Below are 22,114 nucleotides of genomic sequence, written 5' to 3'. Positions count from 1 at the left end.
AAACTCCGCATCGGAGCCTTTGAAGGCTCCGGCCCGATTTCTTCGAAGAAATCGGGGGATAGATGTTCCTGCCCTTCTTCCAGACCCTGCGCGAGGAAGGCGTCCCGGTCAGCCTGCGGGAGTTTCTGAGCTTTCTCGAGGCGCTGGCGGCGGGACTGGTGATCTATGATCCCGAGGGGTTCTACCACCTTGCGCGCCTGACGCTGGTCAAGGACGAACGCCACATCGACCGCTTCGACCGCGCTTTTGCGCGGGCCTTCTCGGGGCTGGAAGCCATCACTCCCGAGCAGGTGCTGGAGGCGCTGGACCTGCCACGCGACTGGCTGGAGAAACTGGCGGAACGGCATCTGACAGCCGAGGAACGCGCGGCGATCGAGGCCCTGGGCGGGTTCGACAAGCTGATGGAGACGCTGCGCCAGCGGCTGGCCGAGCAGAAGGGGCGGCATCAGGGCGGGTCGAAGTGGATCGGCACGGCGGGGACCTCGCCCTTCGGCGCCTATGGCTACAATCCCGAAGGCGTGCGGATCGGGCAGGACGAAAGCCGCCACCAGCGCGCGGTCAAGGTCTGGGACCGGCGCGAGTTCCGCAACCTGGACGGTGAGGCCGAGATCGGCACCCGGACGATGAAACTCGCGCTGCGCCGCCTGCGTCGCTGGGCGCGGGAAGGTGCGCAGGAGGAGCTGGACCTCGACGGCACGATCCGCGCCACGGCGGCTCAAGGGTGGCTCGACGTCCAGACGCGACCCGAGCGGCGGAATGCGGTGAAGGTGCTCCTCTTCCTGGATATCGGCGGATCGATGGACCCGCATGTCCGGGTGATGGAGGAGCTTTTCACCGCCGCGAAGGCCGAGTTCCGGCATCTGGAGGTCTTCTATTTCCACAACTGCGTCTACGAGGGGCTCTGGCGCGACAACCGGCGCCGCTGGGACCACCAGACGCCCACCTGGGATGTGATCCGCACCTACGGCGCGGACTGGCGGCTGATCCTGGTGGGCGATGCGGCGATGTCGCCTTACGAGATAACGCATCCGGGCGGGGCCAACGAGCACTGGAACCGCGAGGCGGGCGAGGTCTGGCTGCAACGGATCCGGGCGCAGTGGCCGCATCACCTCTGGATCAACCCGGTCGAGGAACGCGCCTGGGGCTATGCCCGGTCTACCGCCCTGATCCGGCAGATCTTCGAGGACCGCATGGTTCCGATGACGCTGGACGGGCTTGCGCGCGGAATTCGGGAGCTGCGATGAAAGCGCTTTTCATCACGTGGCGGAAGCGGCCGGTCCTGACATCGGCCTTCCTTCTGGCCTGCGCGGTGACGCTGTTCTTCGCCGGGCGACTGGTGTTCTTCACCGTCTACTGGAGCACGCACCGCGAGATGCCGGTGCAGGGCTGGATGACGGTGGGCTACGTCGCGCGGTCCTGGGGGCTTGAACCTCGCGCACTGGACGCGGCGGCTGGCCTGCCGGAACCCGAAGTGAAGGGGCGGCCGCAGCCGCTGGCCGAGATCGCGCGCGACCGGGGCGTGCCCTTGCCCGAGGTGATCGCCGAGGTCGAGGCCGCCATCGCAGCGCTGAAGGCCAGGTCGGAATGACTGACTGGCTCCTGGCACTGGTGCCGCAATACGGGCTGTGGCTTCTGGCCGCGACGACCTTCCTGTCATGCCTCGCCCTGCCCTTCCCGGCCTCGATCCTGATGCTGACCGCAGGAGGCTTTGCTGCGGCGGGGGACCTGGTGCTGTGGCAGGCGGTCCTTGCGGCCGCCACGGGCGCGGTGGCGGGGGACCAGCTGGGATTCTGGGCGGGACGCGGGTTCGGCACCCTGGTCCTGGCGCGGCTGCGGGCCGATCCGGGGCGCGACCGGCTTTTGGCGAAGGCGGACGCACTGATGGACCGCCGCGGCCTTGTCGCCGTCTTTCTTTCCCGCTGGCTGGTGAGCCCCCTGGGACCTTACGTGAACCTTATCGCGGGGAGCACGGGTTATGGTTGGCCGCGCTTCACGGCCGCCGGCGTGGTGGGAGAAGTCGTCTGGGCGGGGCTTTATGTGGGCTTCGGCTATGGCTTCGCGGGCAACCTTGAGGCGGCGACCGACATGCTGGGGTCGGTCCTGGGCATGATCGGCGGGGCCGGGGCGGTCCTTGCCCTTGGCTACTGGCTGTTCGTCCCGCCGCGCGGCGGGGTTTGAAGCCGTGCCGTCTGCGCATATATCCCGGACATGAGCGCGCTTCTTTTCTCGGTCCTGCTGGCGGTCGCCTACGCGATGCTGATGATGAAGTTTTCCGTCTGGCGGACGCGGAAGCTTCTGGATGAACGATCGAACCCGCTGCGCGACGTCCCGTTGCAGCAGTTGTCGGACCGGATGGCGACGGCGCTTGCGGTGCCGAAGATCGAGGTCCGCGTGTTCGAGGTCGAGGCGGTCAACGGCCTCGCCTCGCCCGACGGCCGGATCTACCTCACGCGCGGCTTTCTCGAGCAGCGGGCGCGAGGCGCGGTGACGGACGAGGAACTGGCCAGCGTCATCGCCCATGAGCTGGGCCATGTGGCGATGGGGCACATGCGGCGGCGGATGATCGACTTCACCGGGCAGAACGCGGTCTTCGTGATGCTCTCGGCGCTGCTGAACCGCTTCCTTCCGATCATCGGGATCTGGATCGCGAACCTGATCGCCTCGGCGCTGATGGCACGGCTCAGCCAGCGGGACGAGTTCGAGGCCGATGCCTATGCCAGTGCGCTACTGATCAAGGCGGGGATCGGGACCGGGCCGCAGAAGTCTCTGTTCCGCAAGCTCGAGGCGCTGACGCAGAACCGCGGACAGGGGATTCCCGCCTGGCTTCTGAGCCACCCGAGGACGGACGCCCGGATCGCGGCGATCGAGGCCAACGAAGCGCGCTGGATGGGGTGAGGGTCAAATTTCTTGAGTAAGAAATTTGGCAAATTCCTTGCTTAAGGAATTTGGGACCTAGATGCCCATCGCCTTGCCCAGCCGGTAAAGCCGCGCGCGTTTCAGGAGTGGCTTCAGGGGCTGCGGCTGGCCCGAGATCGCTTCGGCCTTCGCCCGCACCGCTTCGACGACCAGCGCCATCGTTTCGGGGTGGCGAGACTGCAGCTCCCACAGGAAGCCGTCGGGGTCGCGCCGGGTGATGCCCTCGGCGGCCAGGATGTGGCCGGGGAAATCCTGCGCGTTAAAGGTGACGATGGCATCCGCGCCGCTGGCGATGGCGGTGGCAAGAACGTGGACATCGTTGGGGTCGGGAAGAAGGAGACGCGCCTCGATCTGGGGGGCCCCGCGGATCAGGGCGCGCGGGAAGGCGGCGCGGAGCATGGCGGCCTCACCCTCGGCGATGGCGGGTGCATCCGGACCGAGTTTCGCGGTCGCCAGAACCCATTCCCGCAGGATCCGCTCCGAGAAGACCGGCTGGTAGAGCCCGGCCTCTGCCGCCCCCTGGAGGATCTCGCGCAGGATCGTGGGGTAAAGGACGCAGGCGTCGAGGACAGCCTTCGGCGCGCCTTGCACGGGCGTAGGGTGGGCAGGAATGCCCACCTTACCCGACCAGCCTGAAGGCCAGCGACTTGAGATAGGAGGACTCGGCCAGCTGCGGCAGGACCGGGTGATCGGGACCGGCAAAACCGGTGTGCACGATCTGCCCGCGCCGCCCGCCACGCCCGATCCCGCGCGCGCTGGCGTTGCGGAAGGCTTGCAGGTCGGCAGCATGGCTGCAGGAGCAGAGCACCAGATAGCCCCCTGGAGCGACCAGCGGCGCGGCCAGGCGCGCGATCCGCTCATAGGCGCGCAGCCCCGCTTCTAGCGCCGGTTTCGCGGGCGCAAAGGCGGGCGGGTCGCAGATCACAAGGTCGAATTGCGCCCCCTCGGCACCAAGCGTCTCGAGCACCTGGAAAGCATCGCCTTGCCGGGCGGCGAAGCGCTCGGCCATGCCCGATGCCTCGGCCCCCTGCCCGGCCAGAGCCAGTGCCGCGGCGGAGGCATCGACGGCAAGCGCACTTGTGGCACCGCCCGCCAGCGCCGCCAGCGCAAAGCCGCCGACGTGGGAAAAGACGTCCAGCACCCGCGCCCCGCGTGCCAGCCGGGCGGCGAAGGCGTGGTTCTCGCGCTGGTCGAAGAAGAGGCCGGTCTTCTGGCCACCCATCAGGTCGGCCATGTAGGTGGCACCGTTCATCGGCACCGGGATCGGCCCCTGGGGCGCGGTCCCGTGGATCACCGCCATCTCCTCGGCCAGCCCCTCGAGCCCCCGCGCACGGCCCGAGCCGTTCTTGATGACCGTCGCCACTCCCACGACCTTGACCAGCGCCGCGACAAGCGCGTCCAGATGCGCCTCGGCCCAGGCGGCGTTGGGCTGGACGACGGCCACGTCGCCAAACCGGTCGATGACGATCCCGGGAAGCCCGTCGGATTCGGCATGGACCAGGCGGTAGAAGGGGTGCGGATAAAGCCGCGCGCGATGATCCAGCGCGCGCGACAGGAGCGCGGCGAACCAGGCCTCGTCGACCTGCGCCTCGGGGTCGCGGTCCAGCATCCGCGCGATGATCTTCGACTTGACGTTGACCGTGACCAGGCCGAGCGGACGCCGCTCGCTGTCCTCCAGTACCGCGAGCGCGCCCGGCAGCAGTCCTTGCGTCCGCCGGTCGGTCACCAGCTCGTCGGCATAGACCCAGGGGAAGCCGTGGCGGATCGCCCGGGCCTCGGCCTTGGGTTTTAGCCGCACCACCGGGCGCGCGTGGCCCCGAGCTTCATCTTCCGACATGGCATTCCCTCCGGACGCATCCTCTGCCGCCCCTTAGCCGCTTTCGCGCCCGCCCGGAAGGTGACTTCAGCGCGGCGGCGTCAAAGGCCTTGCGGTGGCGGCACGGCCAAGACCGAGGGTGGCGATGCTCCGGACCGTTGTAGAATGCGCCTGCCTGGCCAATCCCGCCCTTTGTTGGCTTTTCGATCGGAAGCGGTAAACTTCGTGCCGACACCCTAGTATTGCGGTGATCTGCACATCGGTTGGCAGCTTCGGGGGGACCCCATCGCAACCCTTCGCGAAGGACTGCAGATCGCAGTTGTTAGCGCTAACAGGTGATGCTATAGCCGGACCGACATCATTTCCGCAGGGACGACCATGACATTGCACCCCACGATCGCCCGCGTCACCGACCGCATCCGTGCCCGGTCCGAGGCCGCACGCGGGCTCTACCTCGAGCGGATGGCGAAAGCCGTCTCGAACGGTCCGGTCCGCGCGCATCTGAGCTGCGGCAACCAGGCCCATGCCTATGCGGCGATGGGGGCAGACAAACCCGCGCTCGCCGAGGCGAAGGTCCCGAACCTCGGCATCGTCACGGCCTACAACGACATGCTCTCGGCGCACCAGCCGTTCGAACGCTATCCGGATTTGATCCGGGCCGCGGCGAAGAAGGCGGGGGTCACGGTGCAGGTCGCGGGCGGGGTCCCGGCAATGTGCGACGGGGTGACGCAAGGCCAGCCGGGGATGGAGCTGTCGCTCTTCTCGCGCGATGTGATCGCGCTCGCGGCAGGCGTCGCGCTAAGCCACAACTGCTTCGACGCGGCCCTGTACCTGGGCGTCTGCGACAAGATCGTGCCGGGCCTGATCATGGCGGCGGCGACCTTCGGCCATGTCCCGGCAGTGTTCGTGCCGGCAGGCCCGATGACGAGCGGAATCCCCAACGACGAAAAGAGCCGGGTGCGGAACGCCTATGCCGAGGGCAAGGCTACGCGCGAAGAGCTGATGGCGGCCGAGATGGCCAGCTACCACGGGCCGGGGACCTGCACCTTCTACGGCACGGCGAACACCAACCAGATGCTGATGGAGGTCATGGGCCTGCACCTGCCCGGCGCAAGCTTCGTGAACCCCGGCACTCCCTTGCGGGATGCGCTGACGGTGGCTGCGGTGGAGCGGGCGGCCGAGATCACGGCGCTTGGCAACGACTTCCGCCCCGCGGGCGAGATCCTGGACGAGCGGGCCTATGTCAACGGGATCGTCGGGCTGATGGCGACGGGGGGCTCGACGAACCTGGTCCTGCACTTGCCGGCGATGGCACGGGCGTCGGGCGTGATCCTGGACCTGCAGGACTTTGCCGAGATTTCCGAAGCCGTGCCCTTGATGGCAAAGGTCTATCCGAACGGCCTGGCCGACGTGAACCACTTCCACGCGGCCGGGGGGCTCCAGTTCCTGATCTCGCAACTCCTGGACGCGGGCCTCTTGCATCCCGACGCGAAGACGGTGGCGGGCGACGGGCTTGCCGCCTACCGGCAGGAGCCGGTCCTGGACGGAGGCCGCCTGACCTGGCGCGACGGGCCGAAGGCGAGCCTCAACGACAAGATCGTGCGGCCCGCCACGGACCCCTTCGCGGCTCAGGGTGGGCTGAAGCTTCTGACCGGCAACCTCGGGCGCGGGGTGATCAAGGTGTCGGCCGTGGCGGCGGAGCGGCATGTGATCGAGGCCCCGGCGCGGGTGTTCCACAGCCAGGAGGCTGTGAAGGCGGCGTTCAAGGCGGGCGAGTTCACGGGCGATACCGTCGTCGTGGTCCGCTTCCAGGGGCCGCAGGCCAACGGGATGCCGGAACTCCACTCGCTGACCCCGACGCTCTCGGTCCTGCAGGATCGGGGCCTCAAGGTGGCGCTGGTGACGGATGGGCGGATGTCGGGCGCGTCCGGCAAGGTGCCTGCCGCGATCCACGTCGCGCCCGAGGCTGCGGCGGGCGGGCCTCTGGCCAAGCTGCGCGACGGCGACGTGGTGCGGCTCGACGCGGTGGCGGGGACGTTGACGGTGCTGGCTTCGGACTTCGAAACCCGCACGCCCGAAGTCGCGGACCTCTCGGCCAACGAATTCGGGATCGGCCGCGAGCTTTTCGCCGCCTTCCGCCGCCATGCCGGGTCCGCTGACACCGGCGGCGCGCTCGTTCTTTGACCGGCGCACCCGGTCGCACCGTAGCTGCCTCCGGCGGGGATATTTTAGCAAAGATGAAAGGAATCAGAGGGTAGGATGACCGTGCGGTACAGGCGGGGACGCCGATGACCGCCAAAGGTGAAAGGCCCCCCGTCTCCCCCGGTGATCCGGCCCGAGATGGGTGTGCCAGCCCCACTCCCCTTGCCCTTTCATCTTTGTCCAAATATCCCCGCCGGAGGCTCCCGCACCAACCACCCCGCGCAACGCCGGGGCCTGAAGGAGCCGACATGACCCCCGCCCAGCAATCCGCCAAAGCCGCCGAGATCTGCCGCCTTGCCCCCGTCGTCCCCGTGCTGGTGATCGACGACCTTGCCCATGCCAGGCCCTTGGCGCAGGCGCTGGTGGCAGGGGGCCTGCCAGCGCTGGAGGTGACGCTGCGGACACCCGTGGCGCTGGACGCCATCCGGGCGATGGCCGAGGTGCCGGGTGGCGTCGTGGGGGCGGGGACGCTCTTGACCCCTGCCGACGTGAAGGCCGCGAAGGCGGCGGGGGCGACGTTTGGGGTTTCTCCCGGTGCGACGGACCGGATCATCGCGGCTTGCGAGGACGAGGGGCTGCCGCTTCTGCCCGGCGCTGCGACGGCCAGCGAGATCATGGTGCTGCTGGAGAAGGGCTATACGGTGCAGAAGTTCTTCCCGGCGGAACAGGCGGGAGGTTCGGCCTACCTCAAGTCCATCGGCTCGCCTATTCCGCAGGTGAAGTTCTGCCCGACGGGCGGGATCAGCCTCAAGATCGCGCCGGAGTACTTGGGCCTGAAGAACATCCTCTGCGTCGGCGGCAGCTGGGTGGCCCCGAAGGACGCGATGGCCAAGGGCGACTGGGCGGCGATCACGACTCTTGCAAGGGAAGCGGCCGCCCTGCCCCGCAGCGCCTAAGCGCCGAGGTTCTGGCGACCGGTGCGTCCCCCGCGGCGGCGGGGGGGCTCGGGCGCGGTCAGGGCCTGGTGCAGGACCGTGGTCATCGGGTGGTCGGGGTTGGGCGCGCCGTAGGTCGCGATCAGCGTGCGGACGGCATCTGTCACCGGAGCGCCCACGGGGATCGAGAGCGCCCAGTCCATGAAGATCGACCGGCATTCGCCGGGGGTGATCCCCTCGATCCGGTAGCTTTCCCGGACCAGGCCCTTGGGGTCCGCCTCAGCCAGTTCCATCGCCCGTCTCCCCATTCGCCGTCCCCACCAGCCGCGTCACCGCAGCCTCTGCACCCGCCACCGCCTGCGCCAGATCCTGCGCGAGCGTCGCTGCATCCTCCACCCCGGTTTCCCGGAGAAGGAAGGCGCGACCGCCCTCGCCCAGGCTGTCCCAATCCAGGGCCCGCTCGGAAAGTAGCCGCGCCGCCGCGTGCAGCCGCCACATCAGCCTGTAGGCTGACGTCAGCACCTGCATGTCCGAATCCGGCATCACGCGGCCCGCCGCCGAAGCGAGCTGGCGTTCGACGCTGCGGGCGGGGCTGCCCGATAGCAGGGCCACGGTCTGGGCGGCCAGTTCGATGTCCATGATCCGGCCGGGGCCGTTCTTTGCGTCCCACGCACCTTGCGCCGGTTTTGCGGCGGCCAGACGGGCGCGCATCTCGGCCACGTCGGGCTTCACGAGCGCCCCCTGCCCCTTCCGGACCAGAAGCTCGCGGCGGAAGGCTTCGACTTCGCCTGCGAGCGTCGGCTCTCCGGCCAGCACCCGGGCGCGGGTGAGCGCGAGGTGTTCCCAGGTCCAGGCCTCGGTTTCCTGGTAGGTGGTGAAGCTTTGGAGGCTCGTCGCCACCGGACCCGCGCGGCCCGAGGGGCGGAGGCGCATGTCGACCTCGTAGAGGCGGCCTTCGGGCATCTGGGCGGTCAGCGCCGTGACCAGCGCCTGTGTGAGGCGCGAGTAGTAGGGCCGCGTGGCCAAGGGGCGCGGGCCGTCGGAGCCTTCCGCCCCCTGGTCGTCGTAGATCACGATCAGGTCGAGGTCGGAGCCTGCGTTAAGCCGGGCTGCGCCCATCGACCCCATCCCGATGACGACGGCCCCTCGGCCTGGCATGGCTCCGTGCTTGCGGGCGAAGTCCCCTACCACCTCGGACCAGATGACCTGTACGACGGCTTCGGCCAGGTCGGCATATTGCTTGCCGGCCTCGAACCCGTCGATCAACCCGCGCAGGTGGTGCACGCCCACGCGGAAGTGCCATTCCTTCATCCAGCGCCGTGCCATGTCGAGGCGGCCCTCGTAATCCGGAGCGGTGGCGATGCGGGTCGTCAGTTCGGCACGAAGCGCGGCGGTTCCCGGCCAGTCGCCCCAGAAGCTGCCGCCGATCACGCCGTCCAGGACCGATGCATTCCGCGCGAGGTACTGTGCCAGCGCCGGGGCCGAGCCTGCGATGTCGATGATCAGGTCGATCAGCGTCGGGTTGGCCTCGAAAAGCGAGAAGATCTGCACGCCGGCAGGCAGCCTTGCAAGGAAGCCGTCCAGGGCTGTCAAGGCCTCGTCAGGGTTGGCAGCCCGTGCGAGCCCCTTGAGGAAACGGGGTCTGAGACGGCGGAAGATCGCCTGGGCGCGGTCCGACCGCAGAGCGGGATAGCTTTCCCAGGCGCGGGTGATCTCGCGCGCCTTGTCGGACAGTTCCGGCCCATCCTCGACCGCGCTCGGGGAGAAGAAGCCTTCGGTCAGGCGGTCGGTGCGGGCCAGCCGGTCCAGAAGGTCGCGGCGGAAGTCGGCCTCGGTCTGGCCGCAGAAGGCGGCGATGCGGGCAACGCCGTCCGGCGTGGTGGGCATCGAATGGGTCTGGGCGTCGTTCACCATCTGGAGCCGGTGTTCGACCTCGCGGTGGGCGCGGTAGAGGGTGGTCAGCTCCTCGGCGACTTCAGGCGGGACCCAGCCCTTGGCGGCCAAAGCAGCCAGGCCGCCGACGGTGGTGCGGTCGCGGAGCGAGGGGTCGCGGCCCCCGGCGATGAGCTGGCGGGTCTGGGTGAAGAATTCGATCTCGCGGATGCCGCCCGCGCCAAGTTTCATATTGTGGCCCTCGACCGTGATCGGCCCGTGCAGGCCCCGGTGGTCGCGGATCCGCAGGCGCATGTCGTGGGCGTCCTGGATCGCCACGAAGTCGAGGTGCTTGCGCCAGACGAAGGGGGTCAGCGTCTTCAGGAAGCGGTTCCCCGCTTGAAGGTCGCCGCCGCAGGGGCGCGCCTTGATGTAGGCGGCACGTTCCCAGGTGCGACCCTCGGCCTCGTAATAGGCCTCGGCCGCGGCCATCGAAAGGCAGACGGGGGTGACCGAGGCGTCGGGGCGCAGGCGAAGGTCGGAGCGGAAGACGTAGCCGTCGGTCGCGTCGGACAGGATCGCGGTCATCCGGCGGGTGACCTTGATGAAGGACGACCGGGCCTCCTGCTCCTCGCCCGGATAGCGGGTTTCGTCGAAGAGGCAGATGAGGTCGATGTCGGAAGAATAGTTGAGCTCCCCCGCCCCCATCTTGCCCATCGCCAGCGCCACCATCCCGCCAGCGGTGGCGGCGTCGTCGGGCGTGGCGCCGGGAAGCTTGCCGCGGCGGATTTCCTCGGCGACGAGGGTGGTGAGGCTGAGGTGGACGGCCTTGTCGGCCAGCCGGGTGAGCGCGCCCGTCACCTGTTCCAGCGGCCAGGCGCCACCGAGGTCGCAGAGGGCGGCGAGGAGGGCGACGCGGCGTTTGGCCTCGCGCAGGGCAAGCGGGAGGGCGTCGGAGGTAAGGGTATCGGCGCCGGAAAGGGTGGCTTCGAGGGCGGCTTCGGGGGCCTCCACCGCCTCGCGCAGCCACTCGGCCTCACGCAGCATGAGCCCGCGCAGGTAGGGGCTGCAGGCGGCAGTGGCGGACATCAGGTCCATCACCTCGGGTGCGAAGCCCGGAAGGTCCGCGCGCAGGTCGGCGGCGGCGGCAGGATCGAAGGGGATGGGCAGGCGGGTGATGCGGGCGGCGAGGGTCATGGGCGGACCTTGCTGCGGCGTGGCGAAAGGGTCAATGGGCGGACGGATTGACCGGGAGGCCCTTGGATGCTTGGGTCGCGGAAAAGCGGAGGTGGAGATGTCGAAATCGCTTGCGCGCGTGACGGCGGCCCTGCAGGCGGCCGGGATCGCCTCGGTCCCCGTGGAGGCGAAGGGCGAGATCCGGACGGCCGAGGCGGCAGCGGCCGATGCCGGGGTCACGGTCGACCAGATCGTGAAGTCGATCCTGTTCCAGGGTGAAAGCGGGCGGCTTTTCCTGTTCCTGACGGCGGGCGGCAATAAGGTGGACCCGGAGAAGGCCGCGGCTCTGGCCGGAGAGGCGCTGAGCCGAGCCGAGGTGGAGGTGGTGCGGGCCGTGACGGGCTTTGCCATCGGCGGGGTCGCGCCGCTGGGACACCTGACGCCCTCGCCCACTTTCATGGACCCCCGGCTGCTGGACTTCGCCGAGGTCTGGGCCGCCGCCGGAACCCCGCGCCACATGTTCAAGGTGGCACCAAGGGACCTGTGTGCCGCCACCAAGGCAAGGGTCGCGGACTTCACGGGATAAGCGGAAAGACGCCAGCCCCTTCCCAATGTGAAAATACTTCACATAGCCTCTTGCAGACATGTCAGACTGGGTCCATCTTCCCCCATGTGAAAGACGTTCACATAACTGGAGACCCGCCGATGTACATGACTTCCGACACCGCCCGGCCTGGCGGGATCCTCTACCCGCTGCGCCGCGCCGAAGCCTGGCTCGACGCCCGCGGCAAATGGGCCTGGATCGCCACGCTGATCCTTGGCTTCATCTTCGTCTGGCCCCTGGCGCTTGCGCTTCTGGCCTACATGATCTGGGGAAGAAAGATGTTCTCACGTTCCTGCGGCCACCGCCGCCACGCCAATGAGCACTCCTGGGGCCGTCACGCGATGCGGGCGGGCCAGCCTACCGGCAACCGCGCCTTCGACGACTACAAGGCCGAGGCGCTGCGTCGGCTGGAAGAAGAGCAGGAGGCGTTCGAGGCCTTCCTGCAGCGGCTCCGGACCTCGAAGGACAAGTCCGAGTTCGACAGCTTCATGGACGAGCGCGCCAAGGCGACCTCCGCCCAGGATGCCGCCGAAGCGAAGCCCGAAACCGGGGCGCGGCCGGGCGAATACTGACCGCCTGACGACGCACCCCTGCCCCGCCCGTGTCCCCGCACGGGCGGGTTTTCCTTTTGTGAAAAGCTGCGCTTGGCGGAATGGATTTGCCTTGCTAGGCTTGCGCCCATTCCAACCTCTTTCTCGGACCGATGCGCCACTCTCTTCCCCTGACGCCCCAGTTCTACGTGACGGCGCCGCAGCCCTGCCCCTACCTGCCGGGGCGGATGGAGCGGAAGCTGTTCACCGCGCTGCAGGGGGAACATGCGCAGAAGCTGAACGACACTCTGTCGAAGCAGGGCTTCCGTCGCAGCCAGAACGTGCTCTACCGCCCCTCCTGCGCGGAATGCTCGGCCTGCCTCTCGGCGCGGATCCGCGTCGCCGACTTTGAGCCGTCTCGGACGCAGAAGAAGGTCCTGAAGCGCGCCTCGGCCCTGAAGCGCAACGCGACCAGCCCATGGGCGACCGAGGACCAGTTCGCGCTGTTCCGCCGCTACCTCGACCACCGCCACGCCGACGGCGGCATGGCAGACATGGACATCTTCGAATTCGCCGCGATGATCGAGGAGACCCCGATCAAGAGCCGGGTGATCGAATACACCCGCCCGGCGACCGAGGGCGAACGCGGTCGCCCCCTGTCCGCCGTCTGCCTGACCGACGTCTTCGACGACGGCCTGAGCATGGTCTACAGCTTCTACGACCCGGACCTCACGGCCTACAGCCTTGGCACCTATGTCATCCTTGACCACGTCGCCATCGCGCGCGAGGCGGGGCTGCCTTATGTCTACCTGGGCTACTGGGTGCCCGGCAGCCGGAAGATGGGCTACAAGGCGGGCTTCTCGGCGCTGGAGATCTACAAGGGCGGCGAGTGGGTGCCGATGGGAGAGCCCTCGGACCATGCCGCCGATCTGCACCCCCTGTCGGTCGATCCGATCGCGGAGCAGGTGGCAAAGATCAGCCTGCCCGATACCCGGCTGTGACGTCGCGCATCTCGGCTCTGGCGCTGGTCGTGCCGGATTATGACGAAGCGCTCGCGTTCTACGTCGGCAAGCTGGGGTTCCGGCTGGTCGAGGATGTGGACCAGGGCCGCAAGCGCTGGGTGACGGTGGAGCCGTCGGGTGGCGGGGTGCGGCTGGTGCTTGCGCGCGCCGAGGGTGAGGCGCAGCGGGCCGCCATCGGCAACCAGGCGGGCGGGCGGGTGTTCCTGTTCCTGCAGACCGACGATTTCGCCCGCGACCATGCCGCGATGCTGGCCGCCGGTGTGACGTTCGAGGAGGAGCCCCGACACGAAGCCTATGGCAGCGTGGCAGTCTGGCGCCACCCCTTCGGCAACCGCTGGGACCTGATCGGCCCGCGCGCGGGCTGAAGGGGTGCCCGGAATTTTCGAAAATTCCGGCCCGATTTCTTTGAAGAAATCGGCTAGCCGCGCTGGCTGAGGACCAGCCCCACGGCCATCACGGCAAGACCCAGAAGCCGGGTGCCACTGACCGGGCGCGCGGCAAGGCCCATGAGACCCGTCGCGTCGATCACGGTGGAACTGACGATCTGGCCCAGAAGTACAAAGAGGATCGCGTTCCCCAACCCGAAGCGCGGCGCGACGAATGTGATCGACAGCAGGTAAAAGACCATCAGGCAGCCGGCCAAGAACAGGACCGGCGGCTGGCCGGGGGCCTTGGCCAGCGCCGCGCCCTGCCCCGTCACAAGAAGCACCGCCAGCGCGGTGATGAAGGCCACGGCACAGAGCACCGCCCCCGCCGCAATGGGCGAGCCGATCCGCTGGCCGAGCGCCGCATTCAGCGCGGCCAGAAGCGGGATCCCCATCCCGGCCGCAAACATCAGCGCCGCATGACGCAGACCGTCACCCATTCGACTTGGCCTTCGCCCGGAATTCCTCGACCGGGAGGCCACCGATCCCCCAATTCTCCAGCGGCACCTCGTCGATGACGACCACCGTCGTGGCGGGGTTCTTGTTCAGCACGCGCTGCAAAAGCTCGGTGACGCCGGCGATCAGCTCGGCCTTCTGCGCGGGCGTGGCCCCTTCGCGGGTGATCTTGATGTTGACGTAGGGCATTCACGCCTCCTTCCGGGATGACACCTTTGATAACACCTGGCCGCTCCCGTCCAGCCGAATGCGCATCCACAGGCACTGGCGGCAATCTCTGGTCCACCGGGTTACTTGCGGTAACGGATGGAATGACCTATCTCGTGGAGTGCAAACCGAAGGGTGCCCCATGACCCCGAAACAGCGCAAGAACCGGACGCCGCATCCGATGTGCCCGGTCTCGGACTGCGTGGCCTTCATCGGCGGGGCCTGGACGCCGAACATCATCTGGTATCTCTCCGCAGGCCCGCGCCGGTTCTCCGAACTGCGCCTCGACATCCCGCTTGTCTCGGCCAAGGTCCTGACCCAGCGCCTGCGCGAGTTGGAGGAGCGTGGCCTTCTGACCCGCGTGGTGATCGAAAGCTCGCCACCCGCCGTCGAGTATGCGCTGACCGATCTGGGGCAGGAGTTCATGCCGGTGGTCCGCGCCATTGCCGAGGTCGGCCAGCGGCTCAAGGCCCGGTCGGTCGCCGCCTGAGCCATCAGGGCAAAGGAAAGGGGCCGCACCTTGCGGCACGGCCCCCCCTTTGTCTGACGCCAGTCCGGATCAGCCGCGCGGACGGTTGCGGATCATGAAGGTGTCGTAGGTGTATTCGGCCACCTGGTTCCACAGGTTCGCCTCGTTGCGATAGGCCTGCTGGCTTTCGAAGATGGTCTTGAAGTCGGCGTTTTCGGCCGAGAGCTGCGCGTAAAGCGCATTCGAGGCCTCGAAGGCCTTGACCATCACGTCTTCCGGATAGGGACGGAGCTGTGCGCCGCCCGCGATCAGGCTGCGCAGGGCTGCCGGGTTCTTGTAGTCGTATTTCGCCAGCATGCTGAGGTTTGCCGTCGCGGCAGCCGTCGCCACGATCGCCTGGTAGGACTTGGGAAGTTCGTTCCACTTGGCCAGGTTGATCATGAAGTTCAGCGTCGGGCCACCTTCCCAGAAGCCGGGGTAGTAGTAGTAGGGCGCGACCCGGTTCAGGCCCAGCTTTTCGTCGTCATAGGGGCCGACCCATTCGGCCGCGTCGATGGTGCCGCGTTCCAGCGCAGGATAGATGTCGCCGCCCGGGATCTGCTGCGGCACGACGCCAAGCGCCTCCATCACCTTGCCGCCCATGCCGCCGATGCGCATCTTGACGCCCTGCAGGTCGGCGACCGAGGTGATCTCCTTGCGCCACCAGCCGCCCATCTGGACGCCCGTGTTGCCACCCGGGAAGACGTGCAGCCCTTCCTTGTTGTAGAAGGTGTTCATCATGTCGATGCCGCCGCCGTGGTAGTACCAGGCGTTCATTCCGCGGGCGTTCAGGCCGAAGGGCACGGCCGTGCCAAGCGCATAGGCCGCGTTCTTGCCCCAGTAGTAGTAGGAGGCGGTGTGGGTGATTTCCACCGTGCCGGCACCGACGGCATCCGCCGCTTCGGGCATCGGAACGATCTCACCGGCCGGGAAGGGCTGGATCTGGAAGTTGCCGTCCGTCGCGTCCGAGACGATCTTGGCGAACTCCTCGGCAGCGCCATAGATCGTGTCCAGCGCCTTCGGGAAGCCCGAGGTCAGGCGCCAGCTGATCTTCGGCGCGGTTTGCGCGATGGCGGGGGCAGCAAGGCCCGCGGCGAGGGTTCCCACGGCAGCCGTGGACAGGAAATTCCGTCTTTTCATATGATCCTCCCTTGGATTGGTGTGAAAGTTACTTCAGTCGCCGGCCGGCGCAGGGGCCGGGCCGAGGTCTAGGTCAAGTGCGGGTGGCTCAAGTCCCGGCATCGGCAGGGCATCCAGCTGTTCGCTGACTGCCGCATCGTCCAGAAGCACCTGTTCGGTGATGAAGCCGTCGACGATCCCCGGAAAGGCGATGATCAGCGCCACGAGGATGAGCTGCAAGCCGATCCAGGGGATCGAGCCGAGATAGATGTCGCGGGTCTTGATCTCGGGCGGGGCGATACCGCGCAGGTAGAAGAGCGCGAAGCCGAAGGGTGGGTGCATGAACGCCGTCTGCATGTTCACGCAGAGAAGCACGCCAAGCCACACAAGGTCGATGTCCAGCGCCAGCGCCGTCGGGATCAACAGCGGGATCACGATGAAGACGATCTCGAAGAAATCGAGGAAGAAGGCGATGAAGAAGATGAAAATGTTGACGAAGATCAGGAAGCCGAGCCGCCCGCCGGGGATGTGCGACAGGAGGTGCTCGATCCACTTGCCGCCGTTCACCCCCTGGAAGACCAGGCTGAACACCGTGGCGCCGACCAGGATGAAGATCACCATTGCGGTGATGCGCATGGTCTGGTCCGAGGCCTCCCACAGCATGGCGTTGCTGTAGCGCCGATGGGCAAGCGCAAGCAGGACCGAGCCCACGGCCCCCATCGCCCCGGCCTCGGTCGGGGTCGCAAGGCCCATGAAGATGGTGCCGAGCACCAGGAAGATCAGCACCAGCGACGGCACCATGCCCCAGGCCAGTTTCGCCGCCAGGGCTGCCCCGCGCAGAGTGCGGGCTTCCGGCGGAAGGGCCGGCACCTTCTTCGGCCGGAAGATCGAGACCAGGAAGATGAAGCCCGCGAAGAGCAGGATCTGCGCGATCGACGGGCCGATGGCACCCAGGTACATGTCACCCACTGGCACGCCCAGCTGGAAGGCCAGCACGATGAGGACAAGGCTCGGCGGAATGACCTGCGTGATCGTCCCCGAAGCCGCGATGACACCCGTGCCGATCCGCATGTCGTAGCCGTATTTCATCATGATCGGGATCGAGATCATCCCGATGGCGATGACGCTGGCGGCCACGGTCCCGGTGATCGCGCCCAGGATCGCGCCCACGAAGATCACCGCATAGGCGATGCCCCCCGGCACCGGTCCGAAGAGCTGGCCGAACCCTTCCATCAGGTCCTCGGCCAGGCCCGACTTCTCTAGCACCACGCCCATGAAGGTGAAGAAGGGGATCGCCAGCAGAAGGTCGTTGGACATGATCCCGAAGACCCGGCTTGGCAGGGCCTGCAGGAACTCCAGCCCGAAGTAGCCGACCTCGATGGCGATGAAGCCGAAGGAAAGTCCGAGCGCCGCAAGCGAGAAGGCTACCGGGAACCCCAGAAGCAGAAACAGGATCAGACCGGCGAACATCGTCGGCGCGAGAAGGCCATATTCAAGCATTCAGGCAGTCCTTCTCGTCACTGGACGGGTTTTTCGTAGCTGAGGTCGAGCGCGATATCCCCGCGCAACGCGGCAATGCGCCGGATGAACTCGGCAATCCCCTGCAGGGTCAGAAGCGTGAAGCCGATGGGCAGGAGGAACTTCGCCGGCCAGACCGGCAACCCGCCGGCATTGGCCGATCCTTCGCCGGCGCGGAAGCTGGCCCAAGCCCAGGGCCAGGCCATTTCCAGCATGATGAACATGACCGGGAAGAAGAAGACCAGGTAGCCGAACACGTCCACCCAGAGCTTCTTGCGCTGGCCGAGTGCCCCGTAGATCAGGTCGACGCGCACATGTTCGTTCAGCTTCAGGACATAGGCGGCCCCCAGAAGGAAGGTCGCCGCGAAAAGCTGCCACTGGATCTCGAGGAAAGCGTTCGACGACAGGTCGAAGAGGTAGCGGGACAGGGCGTTTCCCGCGCTGATTGCGCAGGCGACCGCGACCACGACAGCCGCGAGAATCCCGAAGCCCTTGTTCAGACGGTCAATACCGGTGGCCAGCGACAAAAGTCGTTTCAAGCCCAACCCCCCCATTGCGTGTGACCGTCTGTCGCGGTCTGTCGAAAGATAGTAGGGATGGGGTCGATCAAATCAAGCCCTATGCTTCGGTTATATTTGCACGCGAGGAAGCAACCGATGTTCAGCTATGTCTCGCTTGGCACCCGCGACCTTGCCAGCGCCCTGCGCTTCTATGACGCGGTTCTTGCCCCGCTCGGGCATGTCCGGATCGAGGACTACAACCCCGAGGACCGCTCGGCCGCCTGGGGGCTGGATGATCCCGGCCCGCATCTTTGGGTGACGCAGCCTTTCGACGGCGAACCGGCCACGGCGGGGAACGGGACGATGGTCAGCTTCCTGGCGGAGAGCCGGGCGGCGGTCGATGCCTTCCACGCGGCCGCCCTGGCGCATGGTGGCACCGACGAGGGCGCGCCGGGCCTCAGGCCGCAATACGGGCCGCACTTCTATGCCGGATATGTCCGGGACCCGGACGGCAACAAGCTGAACGCGGTCTGCTACCGTCCGGAGTAGGTCAGGCCGCCAGCCCCTCGGCCTGCAGCGCCTTCTGCACCGCCGGACGCGCGGCGATCTTGGCGCGCAGCGCCGTGATGCGCGGGAACTTCGCCAGGTCATGGCCCGCGAAGGCCGACCAGTTCGTCACCGTGAAGAAATAGGCGTCCGCCGGGGTGTACTGGTCGCCCGCGATCCATTCGCGGCTGGCCAGACGGTCCTCGACCACTTGCAGCCGTGCGTCCAGAAGCGCCATCTGCTTGGCCTTCGCTTCGCCTTCGAGGCCGTAGAAGAAGGGCGAATAGGTCTTGTGGATCTCGGTCGAGACATAGTTCAGCGCTTCGGCCAGGCGGGCGCGGGCCAGGGTCCCGACCGCGGGCAGCGAGCCGGGCGCCGCGCTGTCCATCACGTGCTGCATGATCGCCACGCCTTCGGTCAGCACCTCGCCGTTGCCAAGGTCCAGCGCCGGGACCGCGCCCCGCGGGTTGATCTGGCGGAACTCGGCCCCGCTTTCGGTCTTGCCCGCGCGGATGTCCACCTTCTCGGCAGAGAACTTCACGCCCGCTTCGTTCAGCGTGATGTGCGAGGCCAGCGAACACGCGCCCGGCGAATAGTACAGCTTCATGACAGTCTCCTTGCAGCGGGACCCTTCCCGCAGGTGGCCCCTGATACCGCCGCCCGGTCGCGCTTTCATCTGCCCATCGCCGCGCAATAACCGTGCCTTTTTGCGGGAATTGTCCGAAAGTTGCGCGCCACGGCAGCCCGCCGCAACAAAAGTTCAAAATATGCGCTATGAAGCGACATTTTCGTATTGCAAATCCGGTTGAAGCCCGGCATATCCGCCCCTACCTTACCGACCGAAACGTCAAGGGTGGTCCGAATGGCCAGACTTCTTGTCATCGTAGGAAGGAAGCGCATGGGCCGGTGACGGTTGACCATAGTGGTTCCCATGCGCCCCCGAAGGAAACTTCCGGGGGCTTTTTGTTGCGAAGGAAGCGGAGAAGAGCGATGTCGAAGCAGATGACCGGTGCGAAGATGGTGGTCCAGGCCCTGAAGGATCAGGGTGTCGAGGTCGTCTTCGGCTATCCCGGCGGCGCGGTGCTTCCGATCTATGACGAGCTCTTCCTGCAGAACGACATCCGCCACATCCTTGTCCGCCATGAACAGGGTGCCGTCCACATGGCCGAGGGCTACGCGCGCAGCACGGGCAAGCCCGGCGTGGCGCTGGTGACCTCGGGTCCCGGCGCGACCAATGCCGTGACCGGCCTGACCGACGCGCTGATGGATTCGATCCCGATCGTGGTCCTGACTGGCCAGGTCCCGACATTCATGATCGGCACCGACGGCTTCCAGGAGGCGGACACCGTCGGCATCACCCGCCCCTGCACCAAGATGAACTGGCTGGTGAAGGACACGGCGAAGCTGTCCGAGACCATCCACCAGGCCTTCCACGTCGCCACCCACGGCCGCCCGGGCCCGGTGCTGATCGACATTCCGAAGGACGTGCAGTTCGCCACCGCCGACTACACCCCGGCGGAAAAGGCCAAGGTCAGCCATTACCAGCCCCGAACCGAGGGCGACCGCGACCAGATCGCGCGCCTCGTGGAGCTGATGGAGACGGCCGAACGCCCGATCTTCTACACCGGCGGCGGCGTCATCAACTCGGGCCCCCGCGCCAGTCAGCTTCTGCGCGAGTTGGTGGCCGAGACGAATTTTCCCATCACCTCGACGCTGATGGGCCTTGGTTGCTACCCGGCCTCGGGCAAGAACTGGGTGGGTATGCTGGGGATGCACGGCCTTTACGAGGCCAACCTCGCCATGCACGGCTGCGACCTGATGATCAACATCGGCGCGCGGTTCGACGACCGGATCACGGGCCGGGTGAAGGACTTCAGCCCGAAGTCGAAGAAGGCGCACATCGACATCGACCCGTCCTCGATCAACAAGGTCATCCACGTGGACGTGCCGATCGTCGGCGACGTGACGAAGGTGCTGGAAGAGGTGCTGCGCCAATGGCGCGCGCGCGGGTCGAAGACGGACCAGCGCGGGCTGTCGCAGTGGTGGAAGCAGATCGACGAATGGCGGGCGGTGAAGTGCCTAGCCTACAAGAACTCCACCACCACGATCAAACCGCAATACGCGCTGGAGCGGCTGGAGGCCCTGACCAAGGGCATGGACCGCTACATCACCACCGAGGTCGGCCAGCACCAGATGTGGGCTGCCCAGTTCCTTGGGTTCGAAGACCCGAACCGCTGGATGACCTCTGGTGGCCTCGGCACGATGGGCTACGGCCTGCCCGCCTCCATCGGCGTGCAGATCGCCCACCCCGAGGCGCTGGTCATCAACGTGGCGGGTGAGGCGTCCTGGCTGATGAACATGCAGGAAATGGGCACCGCGATGCAGTTCCGGGCCCCGGTGAAGCAGTTCATCCTGAACAACGAACGCCTCGGCATGGTCCGCCAGTGGCAGGAGCTGCTGCATGGCGAGCGCTATTCCTCGTCCTGGAGCGAAAGCCTGCCTGACTTCGTGAAGCTGGCCGAAGCATTCGGTTGCAAGGGCATCAAGTGCGACGACCCCAAGGACCTGGACGATGCGATCATGGAGATGATCCGCTACGACGGCCCGGTGATCTTCGACTGCCTGGTGGAAAAGCACGAGAACTGCTTCCCGATGATCCCGAGTGGCAAGCCGCATAACGAGATGCTCCTCTCCGCCGACGCCGAGGCGTTCCGGTCGGGCGCAGTGCTGGTCTGATGCACAGTGTCCCCGGCTTGATCTCCGGGGACCAGTCCGCGCGCCTCAGGCAGGCAGAGAGACCATGACCCCCAGAGCCGACGCCCCCAGCCGGACGCGCGACATTTCGCTTGATGTTGCCAAGGGCGTGGGCATCATCCTGGTCGTGATAGGCCATGCCTGGCGCGGGCTGGAAGGTGCCGGGATGCTTGCCAACGCCTGGCTGTTCCGGCTGGTCGACCAGGTGATCTACAATTTCCACATGCCGCTCTTCTTCCTGCTGTCGGGGATCACCTTCCAGGACTGGGCGCTACGCCGCCCGGTGGGCGAGGCCGCGCGCAGCAGGGTGACCCGGCTCTTGTGGCCGCTGGCGCTTTGGACCTACCTCTTCACCGCCGCGCGGCTGGCGGTGGGGGATGCGGCCAACACCCAGGTTTCGGGGTTGGAGAGCCTGCTCTTCTTCCCCCTGCCCCCGCGCGACCATTTCTGGTTCCTCTGGGCGCTCTTCCTGCAGCACCTCGTGGTCCTGGCGCTCATCCGCTTCGTGACCGGCCCCTTGTCCGCCCCCGCCTGGGCGGCGCTGGCCACCCTGGTCGTGCTGGCCTCCAGCTTCACCCCTGTCGGCTTGAACGCCTGGACCGTCGGTGCCGCGACCTATGCCGGGGCCTTCCTGGCGGGTCTTGCCCTTGGCCAGACCGGCTGGAGACCTTCGGGCCCCCTCGCCTTCCTGATCGCCGCGGCGGTCTTCCTGGGCCTCCAGGCCGCAAGCTTCCGGCTTCCCCCCTCGCTTTTGACGGCGCAGGTCCTTGGCATTGTCCTGTCGCTGGCGGCGCTGGCGATGATTCATGTCCTGTCCAGCGGGCGCGCCAACGGCGGGCTGCGCCTGCTTGCCTATCTGGGCCTGTCCTCGATGGGCATCTACCTGGCCCACACCATCTTTTCCGCCGGCACCCGCGCCGTCCTGGGTCGCCTGACCTCCGACCTTTCCGCCCACATGATCCTGGGCACCCTGGCCGGGATCATCGGCCCCCTCCTCATCTACGCCGTCATCCGACGGATCGGCCGTCCCCAGTGGATCGGCTTCTGACCCCATAGCAAGAGAAGGCA

24 protein-coding genes are annotated in these 22,114 nt (G+C 67.2%); 14 read left to right on the top strand and 10 right to left on the bottom strand.

Translation table 11 applies throughout. The annotated features are described in order from the left end of the window. The first annotated feature begins 62 nt into the window (after positions 1-62). The 4 genes from ACE3Q6_RS12620 to ACE3Q6_RS12605 are packed head-to-tail and all read left to right on the top strand — an operon-like array spanning position 63 to position 2,895. On the top strand, positions 63-1,244 hold the full coding sequence (locus ACE3Q6_RS12620; protein WP_374432668.1) for a VWA domain-containing protein: 1,182 nt from the start codon (positions 63-65) through the stop codon (positions 1,242-1,244). Further along, positions 1,241-1,588, top strand: a complete 348-nt coding sequence (locus ACE3Q6_RS12615) for a hypothetical protein (RefSeq protein ID WP_374432666.1) — start codon at positions 1,241-1,243, stop codon at positions 1,586-1,588. Before ACE3Q6_RS12620 ends, ACE3Q6_RS12615 begins: the two co-directional genes overlap by 4 nt. After that, complete coding sequence (locus ACE3Q6_RS12610) at positions 1,585-2,178, top strand: DedA family protein (RefSeq protein ID WP_374432664.1); 594 nt, start codon at positions 1,585-1,587, stop codon at positions 2,176-2,178. The genes ACE3Q6_RS12615 and ACE3Q6_RS12610 overlap by 4 nt, the downstream gene beginning before the upstream one ends. Before the next feature lie 30 nt (positions 2,179-2,208). Then, positions 2,209-2,895 carry a M48 family metallopeptidase gene (locus tag ACE3Q6_RS12605; RefSeq protein WP_374432661.1) on the top strand — a complete coding sequence of 229 codons (687 nt, stop codon included), beginning with the start codon at positions 2,209-2,211 and terminating at the stop codon, positions 2,893-2,895. 57 nt (positions 2,896-2,952) lie between these two features. Here the strand turns inward: ACE3Q6_RS12605 and ACE3Q6_RS12600 are convergent, their stop codons facing one another. Together ACE3Q6_RS12600 and ACE3Q6_RS12595 are read right to left on the bottom strand one after the other, a co-directional pair. Next, positions 2,953-3,507, bottom strand: coding sequence for an RSP_2648 family PIN domain-containing protein (locus ACE3Q6_RS12600; RefSeq protein ID WP_374432657.1), 555 nt, complete (start codon positions 3,505-3,507; stop codon positions 2,953-2,955). Between the two features lie 28 nt (positions 3,508-3,535). Next, on the bottom strand, positions 3,536-4,753 hold the full coding sequence (locus ACE3Q6_RS12595; RefSeq protein WP_374432653.1) for an RSP_2647 family RNA methyltransferase: 1,218 nt from the start codon (positions 4,751-4,753) through the stop codon (positions 3,536-3,538). 357 nt (positions 4,754-5,110) lie between these two features. On the opposite strand from ACE3Q6_RS12595, the gene edd reads away from it, so the two are divergent. Both edd and ACE3Q6_RS12585 read left to right on the top strand, forming a co-directional pair. Next, a complete protein-coding gene (gene edd / locus ACE3Q6_RS12590) occupies positions 5,111-6,916 on the top strand; it encodes a phosphogluconate dehydratase (protein WP_374432649.1) in 1,806 nt (601 codons plus the stop codon). 266 nt (positions 6,917-7,182) lie between these two features. Continuing rightward, complete coding sequence (locus tag ACE3Q6_RS12585) at positions 7,183-7,830, top strand: bifunctional 4-hydroxy-2-oxoglutarate aldolase/2-dehydro-3-deoxy-phosphogluconate aldolase (protein WP_374432646.1); 648 nt, start codon at positions 7,183-7,185, stop codon at positions 7,828-7,830. Here the strand turns inward: ACE3Q6_RS12585 and ACE3Q6_RS12580 are convergent. Both ACE3Q6_RS12580 and ACE3Q6_RS12575 read right to left on the bottom strand, forming a co-directional pair. Beyond that, on the bottom strand, positions 7,827-8,102 hold the full coding sequence (locus tag ACE3Q6_RS12580; protein ID WP_374432644.1) for a hypothetical protein: 276 nt from the start codon (positions 8,100-8,102) through the stop codon (positions 7,827-7,829). The two genes, ACE3Q6_RS12585 and ACE3Q6_RS12580, sit on opposite strands and share 4 nt — an antisense overlap. Further along, on the bottom strand, positions 8,089-10,878 hold the full coding sequence (locus ACE3Q6_RS12575) for a glutamine-synthetase adenylyltransferase (protein ID WP_374432641.1): 2,790 nt from the start codon (positions 10,876-10,878) through the stop codon (positions 8,089-8,091). Before ACE3Q6_RS12575 ends, ACE3Q6_RS12580 begins: the two co-directional genes overlap by 14 nt. Before the next feature lie 97 nt (positions 10,879-10,975). On the opposite strand from ACE3Q6_RS12575, the gene ACE3Q6_RS12570 reads away from it, so the two are divergent. The 4 genes from ACE3Q6_RS12570 to ACE3Q6_RS12555 all read left to right on the top strand — a co-directional run bounded on the left by ACE3Q6_RS12570 (position 10,976) and on the right by ACE3Q6_RS12555 (position 13,378). After that, entirely contained in the window at positions 10,976-11,443 is a 468-nt protein-coding gene (locus tag ACE3Q6_RS12570; protein ID WP_374432639.1) for a YbaK/EbsC family protein, read from the top strand. Between the two features lie 119 nt (positions 11,444-11,562). Further along, complete coding sequence (locus ACE3Q6_RS12565; protein ID WP_374432637.1) at positions 11,563-12,033, top strand: DUF2852 domain-containing protein; 471 nt, start codon at positions 11,563-11,565, stop codon at positions 12,031-12,033. A 131-nt stretch (positions 12,034-12,164) separates the two neighbouring features. Beyond that, complete coding sequence (locus ACE3Q6_RS12560; RefSeq protein WP_374432635.1) at positions 12,165-12,992, top strand: arginyltransferase; 828 nt, start codon at positions 12,165-12,167, stop codon at positions 12,990-12,992. Further along, positions 12,989-13,378 (top strand): VOC family protein, encoded by a 390-nt coding sequence (locus ACE3Q6_RS12555; protein ID WP_374432631.1) that lies wholly within the window; start codon positions 12,989-12,991, stop codon positions 13,376-13,378. The genes ACE3Q6_RS12560 and ACE3Q6_RS12555 overlap by 4 nt, the downstream gene beginning before the upstream one ends. 53 nt (positions 13,379-13,431) lie before the next feature. Here ACE3Q6_RS12555 and ACE3Q6_RS12550 read toward each other — a convergent pair whose 3' ends face one another. Both ACE3Q6_RS12550 and ACE3Q6_RS12545 read right to left on the bottom strand, forming a co-directional pair. Next, positions 13,432-13,878 carry a DMT family transporter gene (locus ACE3Q6_RS12550; protein WP_374432629.1) on the bottom strand — a complete coding sequence of 149 codons (447 nt, stop codon included), beginning with the start codon at positions 13,876-13,878 and terminating at the stop codon, positions 13,432-13,434. Next, positions 13,871-14,083, bottom strand: a complete 213-nt coding sequence (locus ACE3Q6_RS12545) for a 4-oxalocrotonate tautomerase family protein (protein WP_374432625.1) — start codon at positions 14,081-14,083, stop codon at positions 13,871-13,873. Before ACE3Q6_RS12545 ends, ACE3Q6_RS12550 begins: the two co-directional genes overlap by 8 nt. A 160-nt stretch (positions 14,084-14,243) precedes the next feature. Between ACE3Q6_RS12545 and ACE3Q6_RS12540 the strand changes: the two genes are divergently transcribed. Further along, positions 14,244-14,591, top strand: coding sequence for a winged helix-turn-helix transcriptional regulator (locus ACE3Q6_RS12540; RefSeq protein ID WP_374432623.1), 348 nt, complete (start codon positions 14,244-14,246; stop codon positions 14,589-14,591). Positions 14,592-14,660: 69 nt separating this feature from the next. Here ACE3Q6_RS12540 and ACE3Q6_RS12535 read toward each other — a convergent pair whose 3' ends face one another. From ACE3Q6_RS12535 to ACE3Q6_RS12525, 3 genes are read right to left on the bottom strand one after another with little or no spacing between them, the layout of a single operon-like run. Continuing rightward, entirely contained in the window at positions 14,661-15,749 is a 1,089-nt protein-coding gene (locus ACE3Q6_RS12535) for a TRAP transporter substrate-binding protein (protein ID WP_374432621.1), read from the bottom strand. A 33-nt stretch (positions 15,750-15,782) separates the two neighbouring features. Next, positions 15,783-17,228, bottom strand: coding sequence for a TRAP transporter large permease subunit (locus tag ACE3Q6_RS12530; protein WP_374432618.1), 1,446 nt, complete (start codon positions 17,226-17,228; stop codon positions 15,783-15,785). A gap of 17 nt (positions 17,229-17,245) precedes the next feature. Then, a complete protein-coding gene (locus ACE3Q6_RS12525; protein WP_374432615.1) occupies positions 17,246-17,785 on the bottom strand; it encodes a TRAP transporter small permease subunit in 540 nt (179 codons plus the stop codon). A gap of 117 nt (positions 17,786-17,902) precedes the next feature. Between ACE3Q6_RS12525 and ACE3Q6_RS12520 the strand changes: the two genes are divergently transcribed. Continuing rightward, entirely contained in the window at positions 17,903-18,295 is a 393-nt protein-coding gene (locus ACE3Q6_RS12520; RefSeq protein ID WP_374432613.1) for a VOC family protein, read from the top strand. A 1-nt stretch (position 18,296) separates the two neighbouring features. Here the strand turns inward: ACE3Q6_RS12520 and gstA are convergent, their stop codons facing one another. Beyond that, complete coding sequence (gene gstA / locus ACE3Q6_RS12515; RefSeq protein WP_374432610.1) at positions 18,297-18,899, bottom strand: glutathione transferase GstA; 603 nt, start codon at positions 18,897-18,899, stop codon at positions 18,297-18,299. A 383-nt stretch (positions 18,900-19,282) separates the two neighbouring features. Between gstA and ACE3Q6_RS12510 the strand changes: the two genes are divergently transcribed. Together ACE3Q6_RS12510 and ACE3Q6_RS12505 are read left to right on the top strand one after the other, a co-directional pair. Further along, entirely contained in the window at positions 19,283-21,028 is a 1,746-nt protein-coding gene (locus tag ACE3Q6_RS12510) for an acetolactate synthase 3 large subunit (protein WP_374432609.1), read from the top strand. A 64-nt stretch (positions 21,029-21,092) separates the two neighbouring features. Beyond that, positions 21,093-22,094 (top strand): acyltransferase family protein, encoded by a 1,002-nt coding sequence (locus tag ACE3Q6_RS12505; RefSeq protein ID WP_374432606.1) that lies wholly within the window; start codon positions 21,093-21,095, stop codon positions 22,092-22,094. The last annotated feature ends 20 nt before the right edge of the window (positions 22,095-22,114 follow it).

Origin of the sequence: Tabrizicola sp. (assembly GCF_041913445.1) — a bacterium.
Taxonomy (GTDB): domain Bacteria; phylum Pseudomonadota; class Alphaproteobacteria; order Rhodobacterales; family Rhodobacteraceae; genus Tabrizicola.
The sequence above is the reverse complement of the archived record's forward strand: the minus strand, read 5'-3'. Positions and strand labels throughout refer to the sequence as shown.

What these genes read in the sequence shown, in the direction of transcription:
- ACE3Q6_RS12620 (WP_374432668.1), top strand. Translation starts at nt 63, where the DNA reads ATGTTCCTGCCCTTCTTCCAGACCCTGCGCGAGGAAGGCGTCCCGGTC.
- ACE3Q6_RS12615 (WP_374432666.1), top strand. Translation starts at nt 1,241, where the DNA reads ATGAAAGCGCTTTTCATCACGTGGCGGAAGCGGCCGGTCCTGACATCG.
- ACE3Q6_RS12610 (WP_374432664.1), top strand. Translation starts at nt 1,585, where the DNA reads ATGACTGACTGGCTCCTGGCACTGGTGCCGCAATACGGGCTGTGGCTT.
- ACE3Q6_RS12605 (WP_374432661.1), top strand. Translation starts at nt 2,209, where the DNA reads ATGAGCGCGCTTCTTTTCTCGGTCCTGCTGGCGGTCGCCTACGCGATG.
- ACE3Q6_RS12595 (WP_374432653.1), bottom strand. Translation starts at nt 4,753, where the DNA reads ATGTCGGAAGATGAAGCTCGGGGCCACGCGCGCCCGGTGGTGCGGCTA.
- edd (WP_374432649.1), top strand. Translation starts at nt 5,111, where the DNA reads ATGACATTGCACCCCACGATCGCCCGCGTCACCGACCGCATCCGTGCC.
- ACE3Q6_RS12585 (WP_374432646.1), top strand. Translation starts at nt 7,183, where the DNA reads ATGACCCCCGCCCAGCAATCCGCCAAAGCCGCCGAGATCTGCCGCCTT.
- ACE3Q6_RS12580 (WP_374432644.1), bottom strand. Translation starts at nt 8,102, where the DNA reads ATGGAACTGGCTGAGGCGGACCCCAAGGGCCTGGTCCGGGAAAGCTAC.
- ACE3Q6_RS12575 (WP_374432641.1), bottom strand. Translation starts at nt 10,878, where the DNA reads ATGACCCTCGCCGCCCGCATCACCCGCCTGCCCATCCCCTTCGATCCT.
- ACE3Q6_RS12570 (WP_374432639.1), top strand. Translation starts at nt 10,976, where the DNA reads ATGTCGAAATCGCTTGCGCGCGTGACGGCGGCCCTGCAGGCGGCCGGG.
- ACE3Q6_RS12565 (WP_374432637.1), top strand. Translation starts at nt 11,563, where the DNA reads ATGTACATGACTTCCGACACCGCCCGGCCTGGCGGGATCCTCTACCCG.
- ACE3Q6_RS12560 (WP_374432635.1), top strand. Translation starts at nt 12,165, where the DNA reads ATGCGCCACTCTCTTCCCCTGACGCCCCAGTTCTACGTGACGGCGCCG.
- ACE3Q6_RS12550 (WP_374432629.1), bottom strand. Translation starts at nt 13,878, where the DNA reads ATGGGTGACGGTCTGCGTCATGCGGCGCTGATGTTTGCGGCCGGGATG.
- ACE3Q6_RS12545 (WP_374432625.1), bottom strand. Translation starts at nt 14,083, where the DNA reads ATGCCCTACGTCAACATCAAGATCACCCGCGAAGGGGCCACGCCCGCG.
- ACE3Q6_RS12540 (WP_374432623.1), top strand. Translation starts at nt 14,244, where the DNA reads ATGACCCCGAAACAGCGCAAGAACCGGACGCCGCATCCGATGTGCCCG.
- ACE3Q6_RS12535 (WP_374432621.1), bottom strand. Translation starts at nt 15,749, where the DNA reads ATGAAAAGACGGAATTTCCTGTCCACGGCTGCCGTGGGAACCCTCGCC.
- ACE3Q6_RS12530 (WP_374432618.1), bottom strand. Translation starts at nt 17,228, where the DNA reads ATGCTTGAATATGGCCTTCTCGCGCCGACGATGTTCGCCGGTCTGATC.
- ACE3Q6_RS12520 (WP_374432613.1), top strand. Translation starts at nt 17,903, where the DNA reads ATGTTCAGCTATGTCTCGCTTGGCACCCGCGACCTTGCCAGCGCCCTG.
- gstA (WP_374432610.1), bottom strand. Translation starts at nt 18,899, where the DNA reads ATGAAGCTGTACTATTCGCCGGGCGCGTGTTCGCTGGCCTCGCACATC.
- ACE3Q6_RS12510 (WP_374432609.1), top strand. Translation starts at nt 19,283, where the DNA reads ATGTCGAAGCAGATGACCGGTGCGAAGATGGTGGTCCAGGCCCTGAAG.
- ACE3Q6_RS12505 (WP_374432606.1), top strand. Translation starts at nt 21,093, where the DNA reads ATGACCCCCAGAGCCGACGCCCCCAGCCGGACGCGCGACATTTCGCTT.